General features: G+C 58.5%; 20 protein-coding genes. 8 read left to right on the forward strand and 12 right to left on the reverse strand.

What is annotated here, in order from left to right; all coding sequences use genetic code 11:
• Position 1: 1 nt before the first annotated feature.
• The 3 genes from zwf to ACR0E2_RS15525 all read right to left on the reverse strand — a co-directional run bounded on the left by zwf (position 2) and on the right by ACR0E2_RS15525 (position 5,125).
• Positions 2 to 1,447 carry a glucose-6-phosphate dehydrogenase gene (zwf, locus tag ACR0E2_RS15515; protein WP_480447034.1) on the reverse strand — a complete coding sequence of 482 codons (1,446 nt, stop codon included), beginning with the start codon at positions 1,445 to 1,447 and terminating at the stop codon, positions 2 to 4.
• A 149-nt stretch (positions 1,448 to 1,596) separates the two neighbouring features.
• Positions 1,597 to 3,840 carry a phosphoenolpyruvate--protein phosphotransferase gene (gene ptsP / locus ACR0E2_RS15520; protein ID WP_480447035.1) on the reverse strand — a complete coding sequence of 748 codons (2,244 nt, stop codon included), beginning with the start codon at positions 3,838 to 3,840 and terminating at the stop codon, positions 1,597 to 1,599.
• Between the two features lie 46 nt (positions 3,841 to 3,886).
• Positions 3,887 to 5,125 (reverse strand): aspartate kinase, encoded by a 1,239-nt coding sequence (locus ACR0E2_RS15525; RefSeq protein WP_152457283.1) that lies wholly within the window; start codon positions 5,123 to 5,125, stop codon positions 3,887 to 3,889.
• Positions 5,126 to 5,290: 165 nt separating this feature from the next.
• On the opposite strand from ACR0E2_RS15525, the gene ACR0E2_RS15530 reads away from it, so the two are divergent.
• Entirely contained in the window at positions 5,291 to 5,647 is a 357-nt protein-coding gene (locus ACR0E2_RS15530; protein ID WP_152457282.1) for a hypothetical protein, read from the forward strand.
• Here the strand turns inward: ACR0E2_RS15530 and ACR0E2_RS15535 are convergent.
• The 5 genes from ACR0E2_RS15535 to ACR0E2_RS15555 form a co-directional block, all read right to left on the reverse strand.
• Positions 5,641 to 6,279 (reverse strand): SDR family NAD(P)-dependent oxidoreductase, encoded by a 639-nt coding sequence (locus ACR0E2_RS15535; RefSeq protein ID WP_152457281.1) that lies wholly within the window; start codon positions 6,277 to 6,279, stop codon positions 5,641 to 5,643. The two genes, ACR0E2_RS15530 and ACR0E2_RS15535, sit on opposite strands and share 7 nt — an antisense overlap.
• Positions 6,280 to 6,281: 2 nt before the next feature.
• Positions 6,282 to 6,737: a DUF1178 family protein gene (locus ACR0E2_RS15540; protein ID WP_171229617.1), complete on the reverse strand. Its 456-nt coding sequence runs from the start codon at positions 6,735 to 6,737 to the stop codon at positions 6,282 to 6,284.
• Positions 6,738 to 6,809: 72 nt separating this feature from the next.
• Positions 6,810 to 7,271, reverse strand: coding sequence for an NUDIX hydrolase (locus ACR0E2_RS15545; protein WP_480447036.1), 462 nt, complete (start codon positions 7,269 to 7,271; stop codon positions 6,810 to 6,812).
• A 132-nt stretch (positions 7,272 to 7,403) separates the two neighbouring features.
• Entirely contained in the window at positions 7,404 to 8,147 is a 744-nt protein-coding gene (locus tag ACR0E2_RS15550) for an EcsC family protein (RefSeq protein ID WP_171170805.1), read from the reverse strand.
• A 52-nt stretch (positions 8,148 to 8,199) separates the two neighbouring features.
• Positions 8,200 to 8,694, reverse strand: coding sequence for a GNAT family N-acetyltransferase (locus ACR0E2_RS15555; RefSeq protein ID WP_480447037.1), 495 nt, complete (start codon positions 8,692 to 8,694; stop codon positions 8,200 to 8,202).
• Positions 8,695 to 8,765: 71 nt separating this feature from the next.
• On the opposite strand from ACR0E2_RS15555, the gene ACR0E2_RS15560 reads away from it, so the two are divergent.
• Both ACR0E2_RS15560 and ACR0E2_RS15565 read left to right on the forward strand, forming a co-directional pair.
• A complete protein-coding gene (locus ACR0E2_RS15560; protein ID WP_480447038.1) occupies positions 8,766 to 9,371 on the forward strand; it encodes a flavin reductase family protein in 606 nt (201 codons plus the stop codon).
• On the forward strand, positions 9,371 to 10,009 hold the full coding sequence (locus tag ACR0E2_RS15565; protein ID WP_480447039.1) for a CatB-related O-acetyltransferase: 639 nt from the start codon (positions 9,371 to 9,373) through the stop codon (positions 10,007 to 10,009). The genes ACR0E2_RS15560 and ACR0E2_RS15565 overlap by 1 nt, the downstream gene beginning before the upstream one ends.
• A gap of 31 nt (positions 10,010 to 10,040) precedes the next feature.
• Here the strand turns inward: ACR0E2_RS15565 and ACR0E2_RS15570 are convergent, their stop codons facing one another.
• A complete protein-coding gene (locus ACR0E2_RS15570) occupies positions 10,041 to 11,675 on the reverse strand; it encodes a SulP family inorganic anion transporter (RefSeq protein WP_171229611.1) in 1,635 nt (544 codons plus the stop codon).
• Positions 11,676 to 11,841: 166 nt separating this feature from the next.
• Between ACR0E2_RS15570 and ACR0E2_RS15575 the strand changes: the two genes are divergently transcribed.
• From ACR0E2_RS15575 to ACR0E2_RS15585, 3 genes are all read left to right on the forward strand, one after another.
• Positions 11,842 to 12,402, forward strand: a complete 561-nt coding sequence (locus ACR0E2_RS15575; protein ID WP_480447040.1) for an invasion associated locus B family protein — start codon at positions 11,842 to 11,844, stop codon at positions 12,400 to 12,402.
• Positions 12,403 to 12,468: 66 nt separating this feature from the next.
• The gene (locus tag ACR0E2_RS15580) at positions 12,469 to 13,341 is read left to right on the forward strand and encodes an S-methyl-5'-thioadenosine phosphorylase (protein ID WP_480447041.1); all 873 of its coding nucleotides are present in this window, start codon (positions 12,469 to 12,471) and stop codon (positions 13,339 to 13,341) included.
• Between the two features lie 303 nt (positions 13,342 to 13,644).
• The gene (locus ACR0E2_RS15585; protein WP_480447042.1) at positions 13,645 to 14,274 is read left to right on the forward strand and encodes a LysE family translocator; all 630 of its coding nucleotides are present in this window, start codon (positions 13,645 to 13,647) and stop codon (positions 14,272 to 14,274) included.
• 7 nt (positions 14,275 to 14,281) lie between these two features.
• Here ACR0E2_RS15585 and ACR0E2_RS15590 read toward each other — a convergent pair whose 3' ends face one another.
• Positions 14,282 to 14,455, reverse strand: a complete 174-nt coding sequence (locus ACR0E2_RS15590; RefSeq protein ID WP_171117543.1) for a hypothetical protein — start codon at positions 14,453 to 14,455, stop codon at positions 14,282 to 14,284.
• 437 nt (positions 14,456 to 14,892) lie between these two features.
• Between ACR0E2_RS15590 and ACR0E2_RS15595 the strand changes: the two genes are divergently transcribed.
• A complete protein-coding gene (locus ACR0E2_RS15595) occupies positions 14,893 to 15,432 on the forward strand; it encodes an adenine phosphoribosyltransferase (protein ID WP_224857464.1) in 540 nt (179 codons plus the stop codon).
• Between the two features lie 170 nt (positions 15,433 to 15,602).
• Positions 15,603 to 16,085, forward strand: coding sequence for a fasciclin domain-containing protein (locus tag ACR0E2_RS15600; protein WP_480447043.1), 483 nt, complete (start codon positions 15,603 to 15,605; stop codon positions 16,083 to 16,085).
• Between the two features lie 36 nt (positions 16,086 to 16,121).
• Here ACR0E2_RS15600 and ACR0E2_RS15605 read toward each other — a convergent pair whose 3' ends face one another.
• Positions 16,122 to 17,537 carry an FAD-binding oxidoreductase gene (locus ACR0E2_RS15605; RefSeq protein ID WP_480447044.1) on the reverse strand — a complete coding sequence of 472 codons (1,416 nt, stop codon included), beginning with the start codon at positions 17,535 to 17,537 and terminating at the stop codon, positions 16,122 to 16,124.
• 38 nt (positions 17,538 to 17,575) lie between these two features.
• Positions 17,576 to 18,394, reverse strand: a complete 819-nt coding sequence (locus tag ACR0E2_RS15610; RefSeq protein WP_480447045.1) for an MBL fold metallo-hydrolase — start codon at positions 18,392 to 18,394, stop codon at positions 17,576 to 17,578.
• Positions 18,395 to 18,495 lie beyond the last annotated feature (101 nt).

Genomic DNA, 18,495 nt, shown 5'->3' on the forward strand with positions numbered 1-18,495 from the left:
ATTACCCTCCGATCTGACGCCAGCGGCGCCCATCGCGATGCATCAGCATCAATGCTTCTTCGGGGCCTGAACTGCCCTGATCGTATCGGGATGGGCGGTCTCCGCGCTGCTCCCAGCCCTGAATGATGGGATCGACCCAGGCCCAGGCGGCCTCGGCCTCGTCCCCACGCATGAACAGTGTCTGATCGCCACGGATGACATCCATGATCAGCCGCTCATAAGCGTCGGGGGCTTGCGCTTCGGCCCCAAGCGCATCGGCAAAACTCATGTCCAACGCAACATCCGACAGCCGGAAGCCCCCCGGCCCAGGATCCTTAATCGTGGTGCGCAGGGTGATGCCTTCATCAGGCTGCAACCGGATCACCAGAACGTTTCCGTGCAGAGGGCCGACATTGGGGAAAATCGTGTGCGGCGGATCGCGGAAGAACACCGCAATTTCGGATTCCCGCGCGCGCAGACGCTTGCCAGTGCGCAGATAGAACGGCACACCTGCCCAACGCCAGTTGCCGATATGAACCTTGAGGGCGATGAAGCTTTCGGTTCGGCTGGCAGGGTTGCCGACATGATCGACATAACCGCCCTCGCCCTTTTCGGCCCGGTACTGACCGCGCGCGATGTCAGACTGGGCCACGGGCTCGAGCGCTTCGATCACCTTGACCTTTTCATCGCGCACCGCGTTGGGTGAGAATTTCGACGGCGGTTCCATTGCGGTCAGACACAGCAACTGAACCAGATGGTTCTGGACCATGTCCCGCATTGCGCCGGACTGATCGTAATAGGCCCCGCGCCCTTCGACGCTTACGGTCTCGGCCACCGTGATCTGCACGTGGTCGATATGGGTCGAATTCCAGAGGGGTTCGAACAGCGAGTTGGCAAAGCGCAGCGCCATCAGGTTCTGCACGGTCTCTTTGCCCAGATAATGGTCGATCCGGTAAATCTGATGTTCTTCGAAACAGGCGCGCAAGCCTTCGTTCAGCGCCTTCGCCGAGGCAAGATCGTGCCCAAATGGTTTTTCGACGACAATGCGGCTGTCCGGTGTCGCAAGACCGGCGTCATGCAGCCGCTGCGCTATACCCGAAAAAAGGCTTGGACCAACGGACAAATAAAAGGCCCGCACGACGTCTTCGCGCATCCGTTCTTTCAGATCGGACCACCCGGCCTCGCCCAGCGCATCCACGGGCACATATTCGACATGGTCAAGGAACCGATCCATTGTTTCCCGGGAAAAACCGGGCGCGAACTGTTCCATCGATTTGCGGACCTGATCGCGAAACCCGTCATTGTCGATATCAGAGCGTGCCGTACCGATGATCCGCGCGCCGTCGGGCATTTGGCCGACCTCGAAGCGATGGTACAGGCCCGGCAGGATTTTACGCTGCGCCAGATCGCCGGTCGCACCGAAAAGCACCAGATCAAATGGCTCTACCGGAATTACGCGTGAAACCATCACAGGCTCCTTCTGAATTTGCCGATATCAGCTTAGCACGGCGTGATACCCCGCAAAACCTGACATGTTATCGCTAACACTGCCTGTCTATTAGAAAGCCGCCCATGAAAAATCAAGCACAGTTTGAAGAAACCGTGCCGTTTCGCGCATCAAGTCTGATGGCGCAGCCAGTCCATGACCGCGGGACGCACCGATTGCTCTCCGCGGTGGCGCGCGTCAGCGATGATCTTGCGAACCTCCGTCAGATTGGACCGCAACAGCAGGCTTTTGACCGGGCCGATCGAGGCAGGCCGCATCGACAGCGTCCGTATCCCCATCGCCGCAAGGCACAAGGCCTCGACCGGGCGGCCTGCATCTTCACCACAGAAGCTGAGCGGCGTGTCCGAGATATCGCAGCGTTCGACGATGCGTTCCATCAGGCTCAGGAAGCTGACATTCAGCGTGTCATAGCGGCGCCGGACCAGTTCGTTCTCACGGTCAGCAGCAAAGAAGAACTGCTTTAGATCGTTCCCGCCTATCGAAATGAAGTCCACTTCGTCAAAGAACTTCTGCGGCGCAAAGGCCAGCGACGGCGTTTCCAGCATCGCGCCAACTTCAAGCATCTCGGGCAGCACATGACCCAATCGCTTTTCCCGCTCGATCGTTTTGTTCACTTCCCAACGGGCTTCGCGATATTCCTCGGCCTGTGCGACAAAAGGGAACATGATGGTCAGCGGTCGACCATTGGCGGCGCGCAGCAGGGCCTGCAATTGCATCCGCATAACACCGCGCTTGTCCAGACCGACCCGAATGGCACGCCAACCCAGCGCCGGGTTTGGTTCCGCCACGTGCTTCATATAGGGCAGAACCTTGTCCGACCCGATATCGAGTGTGCGGAATACCACCCTCTTGTCCCCCGCCGCGTCCAGAACGCGCTGATATTGGCTGACCAGTTCCGACCGTTTCGGCATCTGGTTGCGGATCAGGAATTGAAGTTCAGTGCGGAACAGGCCAACGCCCTCGGCGCCCGAGGTGCCAAGCGATGGCAGGTCGGCCATCAGGCCTGCATTCATCACCAGGTTAATCCGCGAGCCATCGCGCGTGACGCAGGGTGTTTCGCGGATCGACGCATAACGTTCCTGCGCCTTTGCCTGCATCGCGATCTTGTCGCGGAAGGCACTGACCACGCTGTCTTCCGGGCGCAGATGCACAACGCCCTGATCACCATCCACCAGAATGTGATCTCCGTTCAGGGCCTCGGTGGTGATCCGGCCCACATGCACGACCAAAGGAATCGCAAGCGCCCTGGCCACGATCGTGGCATGACTGCCGACAGAGCCTTCTTCAAGCACGATCCCCTTCAGCGCCCGTCCGTATTCCAGCAAGTCGCCGGGGCCGATATTGCGCGCGATCAGGATCGGATCGGGTGGCAAATCAGCACTGTCCGTCTTGCCTTGCCCGGTCAGGATGCGCAGCAGGCGATTGCTGAGATCGTCCAGATCCGCAAGACGTTCACGCAAGTAGGGATCGGTGACCTGCCCCATGCGCGCGCGGGCCTGGGATTGTTCTTTCTCCACCGCAGCTTCGGCGCTGAGACCCAGGGCTATGTCTTCCTCCATCCGCCGCATCCAGCCTTTGGAATTGGCAAACATGCGGTAAGCTTCCAGAACTTTCAGCTGTTCCTTGTCGCCGCCCTGCGAAATTTCGAGCATCTTGTCGACACCGACGCGCAGTTCCTCCACCGCTTCGACCAAACGTTCGCGTTCCCGTTGAGGGTCTTCGGCAATTGGATTGGTAACCACAACGCGGGGTTCGTGCAGCCAGACATGCCCTTCGGCAGACCCTTCCTGCGCCGGGCCGCCGCGCAGCAGAACCGATTGCTGGTGCAGGGGTGACAGGGCCGCGCCTTCGCCGACAAAAGCGCCAAGCTCGGCCATTTCGGCCAGCACCATAGCCACCACTTCCAGCGCATAGACCTCATCGGCGGAAAACTCGCGCGCCTCGCGGGACTGGACGACCAGAACGCCCAGCTTTTCCCCAAGGCGTTGAACCGGCACACCAAGGAACGAGGAATACCGTTCCTCGCCGGTTTCCGGCATGTAACGAAAGCCCTTGGCCGACGGCGCGTCGGCGGTGTTGACGACCTTGCCGAACTTGGCGACCCGCCCCACAAGACCTTCGCCCATGCGCATCCGGGTTTTATGGACCGCTTCCGGAGACAGCCCCTCGGTCGCGCAAAGTTCCAGCGTATCTTCATCGCGAAACAGGTAGATGGAACACACTTCGGCCCTGATACTGTCGGCAATCAGGTGCGTGATCCGGTCAAGACGTTCCTGACCGGCGGCTTCGCTCGCCATTTCTTCGCGCAACCGCCGCAGCAGCTTGCGGGATTCTGTTTCCGTGCCGTCCGCCATGGCCCAACCGATTTAGTGTGTCAGGCGATACCTTTGGCCGATAAGCTCAGGCCGCCTTGTCCAGTTCAAAGGCATCATGCAGTGCCTGAACAGCAAGTTCCATGTATTTCCTGTCGACAAGGACGGAAATTTTGATCTCGGAGGTTGTAATGACCTTGATGTTGATCCCCTCATCCGAGAGAACCTTGAACATCTTGGCCGCCACGCCCGATTGCGAGCGCATCCCGATACCCACAACCGAAACCTTGCAGACATCGGTATCTGCAACCAGTTCGGCATAGTTCAGCTCGCCCTTTTCCTTGATCGCCAGCAGCGCTTTTTCGGCGCGGGCCACCTGATCGGTGGGACAGGAAAAGGTCATGTCCGTACGCCCCTCGTCCGAGATGTTCTGGACGATCATGTCGACATTCACGCCCTCTTCGCTGAGCGCCGAGAAGATGGTCGTGGCGATACCCGGTCGGTCGGCCACGGAAACAACGGTCATCTTGGCTTCGTCGCGGGAATAGGCCACACCGGCCACAACATTGGATTCCATAATATCCTCCTCGTCGCAGACCAGCGTGCCGGCCTCATCGGATTGTTCTTCAAAGCTTGAGAGAACGCGCAGTTTCACTTTGTATCGCATCGCAAGTTCGACCGAGCGGGTTTGCAGAACCTTGGCACCAAGCGACGCCAGTTCCAGCATTTCTTCGAACGAGATGCGGTCCAGCTTGCGGGCCTTTTCGCAGATGCGCGGATCGGTGGTGTAGACACCATCAACGTCCGTATAGATGTCGCAGCGTTCGGCGTCGAAGGCTGCCGCAAAGGCAACGGCCGTTGTATCTGACCCACCCCGGCCCAGTGTCGTGATCCGGCCTTCCGGGCTGATGCCCTGGAACCCGGCAACCACGGCAACACGCATACCTTCGCTGAATTTCTGGTTCAGGTTCTCGGTCGGAATTTCCTCGATCCGCGCCTGACTGTGCGCGCTGGTGGTCAGCAGCGGCACCTGCCAGCCCTGCCAGCTGCGCGCGGGGATGTCCATTTCCTGCAAGGTCAGGGCCATCAGGCCAGCGGTCACGTTCTCGCCCGAGGACACGACGGCATCGTATTCCCTGGCGTCGAACAGGGGCGACGTTTCGTTCACCCAGCCCACAAGCTCGTTGGTCTTGCCCGACATGGCCGAGACGATGACGATCACGTCATAGCCCTTGGCAACTTCAACGCCGATACGTTTGGCGGCGCGGCGGATGCGGTCCAGATTGGCGACCGATGTGCCGCCGAATTTCATTACGAGTACGGGCATGGGGGCAAAAGTCTCCGCGCCTTGGATTAGAAGTTCCGTGCCTCATAAGCGAGGGGCACCGCAAGGGCAAGGGCGCAAAGCGGTCGCCCCTGCGGCGCAGGGCCGCTTTACATTGCACTGGCGCAATGTCAGCCTAAGGACACCAACCAGATCAAGAGGTTCTTTATGTTTCGCCTAGCCCTCGCCTTTGCCCTATTGTCATCGCCTGCACTGGCCCAGGTCGCGAGTGTCGCCGGGACGGACGGCAAGAACGCGCTGGGCACAATTCCCTGCGCTGCAAATGCCGGTGATCCCGTACAAAGCTGCCACGCCGAACTGCGCCGCCATGATGACGGAAACATAACGGTCGCAGTGGCCCTGGGAGGCGGACATGTGCGCAATATCTATTTCAAGGATGGTGTGCCGGAATCCAGCAATTCGACCTCGAAAATCTCACATGAAACGCGAGGCGATATGATGGTGGTCTACATTGAACCTGGTGAGGTCTTCGAAATCCCCAAAGCCGCATTGACCTCTCAGTAGGCGTGCGGTTGCCCGTCATAGGTTTCAAAACAGCCCGTTGTGCTTAGCGACAAGGCATCAAATCGTTCAATCAGGCCGGACACGGCCTGATCCACATCGATATCCGCCGCTGCACCGCCCATATCCGTCTGAACCCAGCCCGGATGATAGATGCCGACGGCAATCCCGTCATCTTTGAGATCCATCGCCAGATTCCGCCCCAGGTTCAGAGCCGCCGCCTTGGACGCGCGGTAGATGTAACTGCCACCCGGCGCAAGTGTGTGCGACGCCATTTTCGACGAAAGGATCGCAACTTTACCGCCCGCGGCGCGCAGGTTGGGCAAAAGGGTCTGTATCGTCAGAAAGACCCCCGTGACATTTACCGCAAAGCTGTGCGCCCACATGTCGGCCGGATAGCCATCGATCGAATGCCCCTTGTCCAGATACACGCCGGCATTGCAGACCAGCAGGTCGACAGGCTGGTCTTTCATCTGTTCTGCCATGGCTGATTGCTGCACGGGATCGGCCACATCCAGACGCACCTGCATGCTGCCGTCACGCGCCGTCCCAGTGACTTTGTCCCCCCGGTTCACGTAACGCTTTGCCAAGGCTTGCCCGATGCCGCGATTGGCGCCGGTGATCATGATGTGCATGATCAATTGGTCTTTCTGCTGGGGACAAACGGCAGCGGAGCCACCGGCACGCCATCTTCGATCAGGGATTTCGCCTCATCCAGCTTGGCCTCTCCGTAAATCGCACGCTCAGGCGCCTCGCCCAGATGAATCTTGCGCGCCTCACTGGCGAAATCTTTCCCGACATAATCCGAGTTTTCTTCGACATGGCGGCGCATCTCGGCCAAAACCTTCTCAATTTCGGGCGATGGGGTTGCAACGTCGATCTTTTGTTCCGGGGCGGAACGGATTTCACTTTCCTTCCGGGCATTCCGCGCCGGGCGGACGCGTGGCGTCATGACCGCTTTCTCGACCTGCGTGCACCCGCAAACCGCGCAGGTGACCATACCCACAGAGGCCAGCTTGTCATAGGCTTCTGCGGATTGGAACCAACTGTCGAAACTGTGGCCTTCGCTGCATTTCAACGCGTATTGAATCATGTTCAGTCCAAAAAAACGATTGGCGAATAGATACCGATCAAGGTGACAATATCAAGCCTATCAGATGCTACTTTAATGTGAGTACGGCTTAAAGTCGCGCAACAATTCAGCAAGCTCATGAGAATCGACCTTTAGCGCTGCTTTTTTCGGCGAAAACCATTTGCGCCGACGCTCGGTCTTTTCCGGGTATTCCTGCGACACAGTGCTTACATGCACTGGAAAAACATCCACCAGACACAAGGATGGGGGCCGGTTAGAATGATGTTTGTGGTGCAGGAACTGCCCCAGTCGCGCCCCGTTGATCCGGCCAGATACACCCGCCTCTTCCCAAGCCTCTTGCAATGCGGTTTCCTGCGGGCCCAGACCGGGGATGAGCCATCCTTTGGGAATGATCCATCGCCGCGACTTGCGTGTCGTGATCAACAGAATCTTGGGACGGCCGCGCTTGATCCGGAAACACAAAGCCGAGGATTGCCGCAAAACTGGCTGCCTTGCAGCTTTTGGAAGGTCATGAAGCAACAATCGTGCTTTCATCGAGCGACGCTCCCTTTCGGTCGAACGTCAGCCATCCAAATTGGTACGCTCACCTAATCTAGCGGCTGGCACCTGCAATCATACCACATGATGTAACACACGCCAAGTCACTCGCGTCGCCCAAGATATCGCCTACATTCGGGCAGAAAGCCGCCGTGCCAGATCCTCATGGGGGATGTCAGCGTCAATTGCCAGCCGGCGCAAACCGAAATGCACGCGCGCTATTTGCTGATAATAGCGCGTGTAGACATAGTTCGTGCCACCGCCGGCCAATGCCCCCAGCACAGGAACGGACTGGGCTGCAAGCTTTTGCCCCAGTACTATCGAAAAACGCGGCGCAACGGCGGCAATCAGGCGTTGCATGGCCGGTCCGGTCAGGGTCAGCCGGACCGAGAAAAAACCCAGGTCCGCCCCATCGTCATGCGACAATGGTCCCGCTGCCGACAAGACGCGGACGCAATCGAACTTTACGTTTTCGGCAGAGGGATCAAACCCCTCGCGCGCCGCAGCCCCCTGAATGGCACGTAGCAGCATCGCGGTTGTCGCGGGCAGCTCCATCAGGGCTGTCGAAACACCGCCCAGCCCCCCGGCCGCACCCATGGCAGTCGTCACTGCGGTATTGACCCAGGGCTGCTGATCAGGAACCGCGCGCCGCGAACCCTCGGCCGCATGCATCGCCAGCCATAACGCCTGCTCGGTTGCGCCTGTCAGGCCATTCCGAACGGGTTCTGGCAATTGCTCCAGCAATGACTCGGCTGATCCTCCAAGCTTGTTGAGAAGTTTCACGCCAGCCCCTCCGGCGGATCGGTAGTGATCCGCCAAACGATCCAGTTCGGCCTCGGTATCCACGTTTTCAACAAGAACAACGTTCTGCATTCACGCCCTCCTGCCTTTCAACATCGGCGTTGCGCAGCATGGTTTCAATAGGTCAGCGGCTCCAACGTGTCACCGCGCCCTGAACCCCGGACCAGGCACCGGGCACCAGTTCCAGCCCCAAAACCCGGTCAGGGTTGGTGGGCGGAGGCATCTCGACCGCGTGCAATCGCGTGAAACCGAACCGGCTGTAATAGGGCTCATCCCCGACCAGCATGACCCTTTGCCAACCGCGAGTGTGCCCCGCTTCGACTCCGGCATGTATCAGATATCCGCCAAGGCCTTCACCTTGGTGGGTGGGGTGCACGGCAATCGGCCCCAGCAGCAGAGCATCATGATCACCGACATGAACCGGCCAGAACCGGATCGCACCGGCCAGAATCCCCTGACCGTCGCGCGCGACCAAAGACAAACCCGCAACCGGCGGCACATCATCACGCAAGCGGTAGGACGACAAAGCCTCGCGACCCGGCGCAAAACACAGGTCATACAGGGCTTCGACCTCCCACCAGTCGTCCGGCTCTTCCGGCCTGATCCCGAATTGCTGCACCCTGCCCTCATTTACTTGCTGGCAATCGCCCTAGCACTTCGCTACGCCTTGGGCAAACGCTTGGAGATCAGATGTTCTACCGCCCCGAAGACGGCCACGGATTGCCGCACAACCCGTTCAACGCCATCATCACGCCGCGCCCGATTGGCTGGATTTCGACTCGGGACGCGGATGGGATCAACAATCTGGCGCCTTATTCCTTCTTCAACGGCGTCGCCTATACGCCACCGCAGGTCATGTTTGCCTCGACCGGCACCAAACAGGATCAGAACGCCGGCAAGGACAGCATCGCCAATATCGAGGCCACGGGCGTGTTTTGCGTAAATGTCGTGGCCCATGCGCATCGGGACGCAATGAATGCAAGTTCGGCCGGCTTGCCGAAAGAAGTTGACGAGTTTTCGCATGCCGGGCTTTCACCCATAGAATGCGAAACCATACCCTGCGCACGGATCGAAGGGGTCCCAGCTGCGTTGGAATGCAAGCTGACCCAGATCGTCACGCTGCCTGGTGAAGCCAATCGGGTGGTGTTCGGCGAGGTGACAGGTGTGCACCTGCACGACGATCACATTCGGGACGGCAAGTTTGACGTGACCTCGTTCCAACCTTTGGCGCGGCTCGGGTATCGCGATTACTCCGTCGTTTCCGAGTTGTTCAGCCTTTCGAGACCGGATGACTGATGCCCCTGCCTGACGCTGCGCGCCGATATCCTGTCACTCTGCCAGATGGTACGGAACACAGAGGAACAGCCCTTCTGTCACAGGTGATCAACCACCCGAGAATTCAGGTGGGCGATTACACCTATGCGTCAGATTTTGACGCGCCCGAGGATTGGGCCAATCGTTTGGCGCCTTACCTTTTCGAGTTCTCGCGCGAAAAGCTGGTTTTGGGAAAGTTTTGCCAAATTGCCCATGGCGTCCGCTTTGTGACAGCTTCGGCAAATCACGCAACGGATGGGATAACCTGTTTTCCCTTTCCGGTTTTCGATCCGGAACGGATGCTGGAATATCAGCCAGACGTCCGGGACACCCTAGTCGGCAACGATGTCTGGATCGGCTATGGCGCGCTGATCATGCCAGGAGCCAGTATCGGTGACGGAGCGATAATTGGTGCGGGTTCAGTTGTTCGCGGGACGATCCCGCCTTATTCTGTTGTCACCGGCAATCCTGCCGAGGTAAGGCGGTATCGTTTTGACGCCGACAAGATCGAGCGGTTGCTTGCTTTGAAGTGGTGGGATTGGCCAGTCGAATTGATCATCGAAGCCGAAAGCGTCCTGCTGAGGGGAGATATCGAAACCCTGGAGCGTCTGGCCCTTTGAAAAAGGCGGCTTGTTCAGCCGCCTTTCAAAGTCAATGCCCGCCCAGAATGCCGGTGCGGACAGAGTAGTCCACCGCCAGTTCGTAATCCGGATCATCATCACTGTCGACCATGAGGTGTCCCGCTTTTTTCAGCAGCTTGTGACAGTCGCGGCTCAGGTGGCGCAGCATGACCCGTTTGCCTGCCGCCTCGTATTTTGCGGCGATGTTTTCGATGGCTTGCAGGGCGGACTGATCCACAACGCGGCTTTCGGCGAAGTCGATGATGACGGTTTCGGGGTCGTTCGGGACGTCGAACAGTTCGATAAAGCCGTCAGAGGAGCCAAAGAACAGCGGCCCCTGAATTTCATAGACTTTCGCGCCTTTCTCGGTCTCGGAGTCACGCGTGACCGCGTGAATGCGCTTGGCATTGTTCCAGGCATAGGCCAGCGCCGAGACGATGACGCCGACCACAACGGCAACGGCCAAGTCCTCCATCACCGTTACGACGGTGACCAAAACGATGACGAACGCATCGGTCATAGGCACTTTGCGCAGAATTTTGAACGAGTTCCACGCAAAGGTGCCGATCACAACCATGAACATCACGCCAACAAGCGCGGCCAGCGGGATTTGTTCGATCAAGGGTGATGCGAACAGGATGAAGACCAGCAGGAAAAGCGCTGCCGCAATTCCGGCAATACGAGTACGCCCGCCGGATTTCACGTTGATCATCGACTGCCCGATCATCGCGCAACCGCCCATGCCGCCGAAAAATCCGGTCACGATATTCGACGCGCCCTGTGCGATACATTCCTGAGACGCCCCACCACGCTTGCCTGTGATCTCACCCACGAGGTTCAGGGTCAGCAGGGATTCGATCAGGCCGATAGCGGCCAGAATGACTGCATATGGCAGGATGATCTCAAAGGTTTCCCAATTCAAAGGAACCATTGGAATATGGAAGGAAGGCAGGCCGCCTTCGATCGATGCCAGATCGCCGACGCGCGGCACATCAAGGCCAAAGCCGATCACGATTGCCGCGACAACCAGAATACCGGCCAGCGGCGCAGGAATAATGCGTGTAATCCGGGGCATGACCCAGATCACTGCCATTGTCAGCCCGACAAGTCCCAGCATGGTGTAAAGCTGCATCCCGGACAGCCATTCGCCGCCGCCCATGCCATGACCGGTATTTTCCATGGTTCCGGGCACTTTGAACTGTCCCATCTGAGCAAGAAAGATCACGATGGCCAAACCGTTCACAAAACCCAGCATGACAGGATGCGGCACCAAACGGATGAAGCGCCCCCAATGCATCGCCCCGGCGATGACCTGAAGGATTCCCATAAGAACAACGGTCGCGAACAGGTATTCAACCCCATGTTCGGCCACCAGTGCCACCATGACAACCGCAAGCGCGCCGGTCGCACCCGAGATCATGCCCGGTCGTCCACCGATCAGTGCCGTGATCAAACCGACCAAAAACGCCGCATAAAGACCGACCAGCGGGTGCACGCCCGCCACAAAGGCAAAGGCCACCGCCTCGGGCACCAGTGCAAGGGCAACAGTCAGGCCGGACAGCAGCTCGATCCGCAGGCGTGAGAAGGTCAGCCCTTCATCTGGAACCCAGCGCAGATCGGGAATGGCGAGGCGATTGGCAAAGCTTGCCAGCAAGGCTCGGGGCATCAGACAGTCCTATAGGATTATATGTTCGCGCGAAGGCGTCGTTGTAGCTGGCGCGCCGGTATTGAGCTACTGCATAAAACGGGATGCAGCCATGCGCGTGACGCATACGTGGCGCTCGCGGCAAGTTGATTTGCAGAACCATGATGAAGCCACAACATGTGAGGCCATGCGTTGGATCCTCTTCTTACTGTTCCCGGCCCTTCCCGTCCTTGCACAGGATTTGGATGGCAATGACACGGCCGGCAACTGGCGGGTAACGCATCACGAGATTTTCGGCATCTGGAATTCGATCTGTGACGAGCGCGAAGAAGACGGCACACTGCGGCAGAGGTGCTACATCCGACGGGCAGAAGTGTTTTCCTTTCGGCCAAAATTTGCGGCACAGTTCGTTTTCATTACGCCCGAACCTGAAGGTTTCAAAGTTGAATTCGGGATCGAGCCGGGCACTTTCTTCAGCCCATCCGGATTTCGCATCGACAACGGCGAAGAAGCCATATGGCGCACGCGGCGCCCCGGATGCCTGACCGGGCTTGGCTGTACCTTCGAAGACCAACGTGCCGAGGCGATTTTGGACGCCATGCTGACCGGCGATGCGTTCCGTTTCGTGTTCCGAGACCGGCACGGACAATCACAGGATCTGACCTGGTCTTTGGGCATGTTTGGCGCGGCCTGGGATGATTTCACCGTGCAATCGCAGCAGCGCAACCTGTTGACGTTACGGGAATAGGCCTCTTGTCAAATCCGGGCTGAACCCGCACAAATTCAACATCAGTTATTCAGGCGGAGCAGGACAGTGACCCAAACCAGGATAGCCGTCATCGGCGGATCGGGCATCTATGACATCGATGGGCTGGAAAACCCGGAATGGGTAGAGGTTGAGACCCCTTGGGGAACGCCGTCAGACCAGATCCTGACGGGGTCGCTTGACGGTATCGAAATGGCCTTTCTGCCACGTCATGGGCGCGGTCATGTGCTTTCGCCCACCGATGTTCCCTATCGCGCCAATATCGATGCGCTGAAACGGTTGGGCGTGACGGACGTGATCTCGGTGTCGGCCTGCGGATCTTTCCGCGAACATATGGCACCGGGTGACTTCGTGATTGTCGATCAGTTCATCGATCGCACTTTTGCACGGGACAAGAGCTTTTTCGGAACCGGCTGCGTTGCCCATGTCAGCGTTGCCCATCCCACCTGCCCACGCCTGTCGGACGCATGCGAGACGGCAGGTAAGGCCGCCGGCATCACCATCCACCGGGGCGGCACCTATCTGGCGATGGAGGGCCCCCAGTTTTCCAGCCTTGCGGAATCCAGGATGTATCGCGAGCAATGGGGCTGTGACGTGATCGGCATGACCAACATGCCCGAGGCGAAACTCGCCCGCGAGGCCGAGCTGTGTTACGCGTCGATCGCGATGGTCACCGACTATGACAGTTGGCACCCGGACCATGGCGAGGTGGACGTGACCACGATCATCGCCACCCTGACCGGCAATGCCGACAAGGGCCGCGCACTTGTCAAGGGCCTGCCATCCCTTCTGGGGGCCGAGCGGGCACCCTGCCCGCACGGTTGCGACCGGGCGCTGGAATACGCGATCCTGACCGCACCGGAAAAGCGCGATCCGGCGCTTTTGGCCAAACTGGATGCGGTGGCCGGGCGAGTGATGTAAACGCCCGGTTTTTCTACTGCTGGCTGGGGATCGAGCCGAAACCCGGCCTAGCACTGGGTACTAGTAAGGTTTGTTGTTTTGCCAGTTCTTCAGAACGGAGCGTTCCTTGGCATTTTTCGTTAAGTGTTTACTGAAGAAAGCGCTTTCTAGAACTTCTTGGGACTCGAGCGTAATGCTTTTTGCGTTTTTGGGCCTGTTTTGGCGCCTCCAACAGGGATATTGAGTCCGGCATTGTCGACTTGAATCCAATTCGTAGTATGACAGAAAATCTGTATGAACTGAGTTGAGTAAAGGAACCGCATCATGCCTTTTGAAGTCTGGCTGGCCTTTGTGGCTGCTTCCACGGCATTGCTGCTGATCCCGGGCCCGACGGTGTTGCTCGTTCTCAGCTATGCCCTGTCCAAGGGGCGCAGTGTCGCCGTCGCGTCCGCTACAGGTGTTGCGGTGGGCGATCTTGTAGCCATGACTGCATCTTTGTTGGGACTAGGCGCGCTTGTTCTTGCATCGGGAACCCTGTTTTCCGTGCTTAAATGGGTCGGCGCGGCCTATCTGGTCTGGCTTGGGGTCAAACTGTTGCGCAGCGCGCCCGCCGGTGGATTGAGCACGGTTGACACCGGGCGGGATGTCACCGCGCGCAGCGTATTCGGCCATGCAGCCGCCGTCACTGCCCTGAACCCGAAATCCATCGCCTTCTTCATTGCCTTTGTGCCACAGTTCATACGCCCTGCTGAACCGCTTGGACCTCAGTTCGTCATCCTGATTGCCACATTCGTCGGGTTGGCCTGGCTGAATGCGTTGGCCTACGCCCTGTTGGCAGACAAGTTGCGGCGGCTGATCGGTCGCGCCAGCGTGATCACTGCTATGACGCGTTTTGGCGGGTTGACCTTGATCGGCATGGGTATGGCCACGGCGGTCCTACGCCGACCGGCCTGACACCGCATCAGTCTTCGGCGTGCTCTTTCATGAATCCACGGATAAATCTGCGGATTTCGCGCGCAGCCGACGTGTCCAGCTCTTTGCAAAGCTCGACAAACGAGTCACGTTCATCCCTGTCGAGGCGCAAGACCAACTGACTGTTCTTCTTGGTCGATCCTTTGCCTTCATTCCTGGCCACGTGTATTTTCCCAACGAAGTTATGCTCTATCTGTCGATGCCGTGTAATTCATAGCATAGTTTTTGTCGTTATCGGGCACTTAACGGCAAGGACAGGAAATTGACAATGAACCTTGCCACCTTCGGGCCGTTCTTGAGCCGGTTCCCAGCAATTGAAGCCGACCGCGCCTGTGACCAAGGTACGTCGAACTGCAAACCAGACAGATTGCTCATTGCACGCCCGGAAATCCGTGCGCGGGGGTTGTTTGGCACAGGTGGCAGCAACCAAACAAATGGGTCGGGCACCTATCGCGGCCAGCGCACGGGTTGCCCCGGTTTTTGGCCTGCTCAACGCTGCAACCCAAATCCGGTGCTGATCCAGCCGTGGAATTGTTCCTTGCAAGGCCAACCCTCTTGGGTCAAACACAATACCTGTGTTTGGCGCTAAAAGGTTGATCCATGTCCAGAAACAAATCTGTCAAAGATTACATCCGAACCATCGTCGATTTCCCCCATGAAGGGATCATGTTTCGGGATGTGACAACCCTGTTTGCCGACCCCCGCGGGTTTCGGATGGCGATTGACCAGATGTTGCACCCCTATGCCGGTGAGCGGATCGACAAAGTGGTCGGGCTTGAAGCACGCGGGTTCATTCTGGGCGGTGCGATTGCACATCAGTTGAGCGTCGGTTTTGTCCCGATCCGCAAGAAGGGCAAACTGCCCGGCACGACTATCAGTCAGGACTACAAGTTGGAATACGGAGAGGCGATCGTCGAGATTCATGACGATGCCATCCAACCCGGTGAAAAAATTCTGGTGGTCGACGATCTGCTGGCCACGGGCGGAACTGCCGCGGCGGGTATTAAGCTGATCGAACGGCTTGGGGGCGAAATCGTCTCGTGCGCCTTCATCATTGACCTGCCCGAACTTGGCGGCCGAAAAGTGTTGGAAGAGATGGGCATGGACGTGCATGTCCTGTGCGAATTCGAAGGACTCTGACCAGGAGTTTTTCACAAAAACGTGACTGGAAACTGAAAACCGGGCGGGCTTAGCGCGGTTTTTGCGCCGATCAAGGCGAAAAACGGATCAACACAAGTGATCTTGTGGTCAGGTTGCCCCGTACCCTCGGTGATGCTGCTTGAAGCATTTCAACCTAGGGAGTTAAGCTCATGTTACGCAAATTCGCCGTCGCCGGTGTCGCCTCGATCCTGTTCAGCACTGCCGCATTCGCCGATGGTCACGGCAAAGACATTGTCGACACAGCCGTCGCCGCTGGCAGCTTTGAAACACTCGTCGCGGCAGTTCAGGCCGCCGAACTCGTGGACACACTCAAAGGCGATGGCCCGTTCACCGTGTTTGCCCCCACCGATGACGCATTCGCGGCTTTGCCCGATGGCACCGTCGAAAACCTGCTGAAGCCCGAAAACAAGGATCAGCTGGTTGCCATTCTGACTTACCATGTCGTGCCGGGCAAAGTGATGTCAGGTGACCTGAGCGATGACATGACGGCTGCAACCGTACAAGGCGGCGATATCACGATCGATCTGGATTCGGGTGTGATGGTGAATGACGCCAACGTGGTTCAGGCCGACATCGAAACCAAAAACGGCGTAATCCATGTGATCGACAAGGTGATCCTGCCTGCCTCGTAAGAAACAACCGGGCACGGTCCGACGTTCGGGCCGTGTTCACCCTTTCAGTACCGCGCCGGGATTCATGATGTCCTGCGGGTCCAATGCCAGTTTGATAGCCCGCATCGCGCCCAGCTTGGCTGGATCGGCATAGCGTTCCAAATCGTTGGTCTTGAGGCGCCCGACCCCATGTTCGGCACTGACCGAACCGTCGAAGGCGTAAACCAGATCATGGACGGCCTGCTTGATCGCGCCTCTTTGATCATCAAATTCCGATCGGTGCTGCCCTTTGGGCGGGAACACGTTGTAATGCAGATTGCCGTCACCAAGATGGCCAAAGCAATTGATCCGGAAGGGCCCCAGGCCCGCAATCAATTCTCTGCCTTCGCAAATGAAATCGGGAATTCTGGAAATCGGGATCGAGATATCATGGCTCGACACTGACCCGATCAAACGATTGGCTTCGGGAATGCGTTCGCGCACCGCCCACAAATCGGCCCGCTGCGCTTCACTTTGGGCGATTACTCCGTCCTGAACCTGACCAAGCTCTTCAGCACGAACAAAGAGTCCCTCCAATGCGGCAAATGGTGATTGCCCGTCAGCCAGACCCAGCTCGATCAGCACGCTCCACTCCGGGGGCGAGGCGAACGGTTGACGGACATCCGGCAGAACCTCGGTCAGGAAATCAAGCCCCTGCCGGTGGATCAGTTCAAACGTACTGACGGCCTCACCCACCTTGTCCCGCGCCAAAGCCAGCAGGTCGATCGCCGCTTCGGGAGAAGCCACCTGAAACACCGCCGTCCCGACACCGGCAGGTCGCGGGAACAGCTTGAGCGATGCGGCAGTGATGATCCCCAGCGTCCCCTCAGCCCCGATCAGCAGGTTGCGCAGGTCATAGCCGGTGTTGTCCTTTCGCAGCCGGCTGAGGCCGTGCCAGATCTCACCACTGGGCAGCACCGCCTCAAGCCCCAGGCACAGGTCGCGCGCGTTGCCATACCGCAAAACGTTGACGCCCCCTGCGTTGGTCGACAGGTTGCCCCCGATCCGGCAGGATCCTTGTGCCGCCAATGACAAAGGAAACAAACGGTTTACCGCCCCGGCTGCGGCCTGAACATCTTGAAGAATGGCCCCGGCTTCGGCGACCAGAACGTTCTCGGTTGGAAAGACACACCGGATGGCGGTCATCCGTTCCAACGAAATCACCAACGGCGCAGGCCCCGCCGACATCACCTGCCCGCCGACCAGGCCAGTGCCGCCGCCATATGGAACAATCGGAACCTGTGCCTGCGCAGCCAATTTTACCAGCTGCGCCACCTCATCGGTGTTGCGCGGCAAGGCCAGCAGACCGACCCGTCCCGAAAAACGCCCGCGCGGTTCTTCCAAATACCGTTCCTCTACGGGGCGCAGGACACCGTCGCCCAGTTTCGAACGGAGCAGCGCGGCAAAACGGTCATCAGCGGGGTTCAAACTCATACGCCTTCAATGCCCAAGCGATGCGGTTGTCGCAAGCCTTATTCAAGATCAATCAGATAGCGCGGCTCAAGCACCACAACCGTGGGGCGGTCCGGTAGGTTCCGCAACGACACGGTGATCTCCGACACCCCGTCGCGCTCAACCGGAAATGTATCCCTGATATCCACCAGGAAGCGATCCAGCGAAAACTGCGAGAACCAGTGCATCGGAATGATGACAGAACTTTTCAGCCGTTTCAGAACCGCAATCATCTCGGGCAGAGGCATGGTGGTCCCGCCATCCACGGCGGCCATGACCACATCCAGCCGCCCGAGCGCGGCAAACTGCTCATCCGAAGGGACATGATGCAAATGTCCCAGATGACCTATGCACAACCCCTCAACCTCGAACACAAAAATCGAATTGCCGCGTTCTTCGACCCCACCATAAACAGATCGAATATCGGTCGAGACATTGCGCACCAGCATCTCACCCAGATCCAGATGATGCTCGACACCTTTCCCGAACTCTCCCCACCCCGGAAGAACATGCGGAATGGCCGGGTCGGGATGCGCCGTCCAATGCGTGCCGTGGGCATGGTTCATCGTCACCACGTCGGGGATCAGGTTTGCGCTGCCGATAAATCCGGTAAAATCCGTCACCGCATTCAGCCCGCCGCGGGTCTGGATCATGAAAGAGGCATGCGCGATATAGCTGATCCGCACCGAGAATTCCGGCACAGGATCCTGCCAGGCCGCCCTGTGCAGATACTCTATTCCGGGCGCCGCATCGGCAATGGCGACACAATGACTTGGCCGTCGCTCCTGCGCAGCGGCCCCGCCCGAAATCACCATCAATGCCGCAATCAACCAGCGCATACCCCGAGTGTAGCGCAGAACTACGACAAGTCATGCCCCTTGTTCATCTGGCCCCAAATATCCCGGGGGAGGCGCGGCTTGCCGCGACGGGGGCAGCGCCC

The sequence above is a fragment of the Ruegeria sp. A4 genome, from assembly GCF_056543025.1.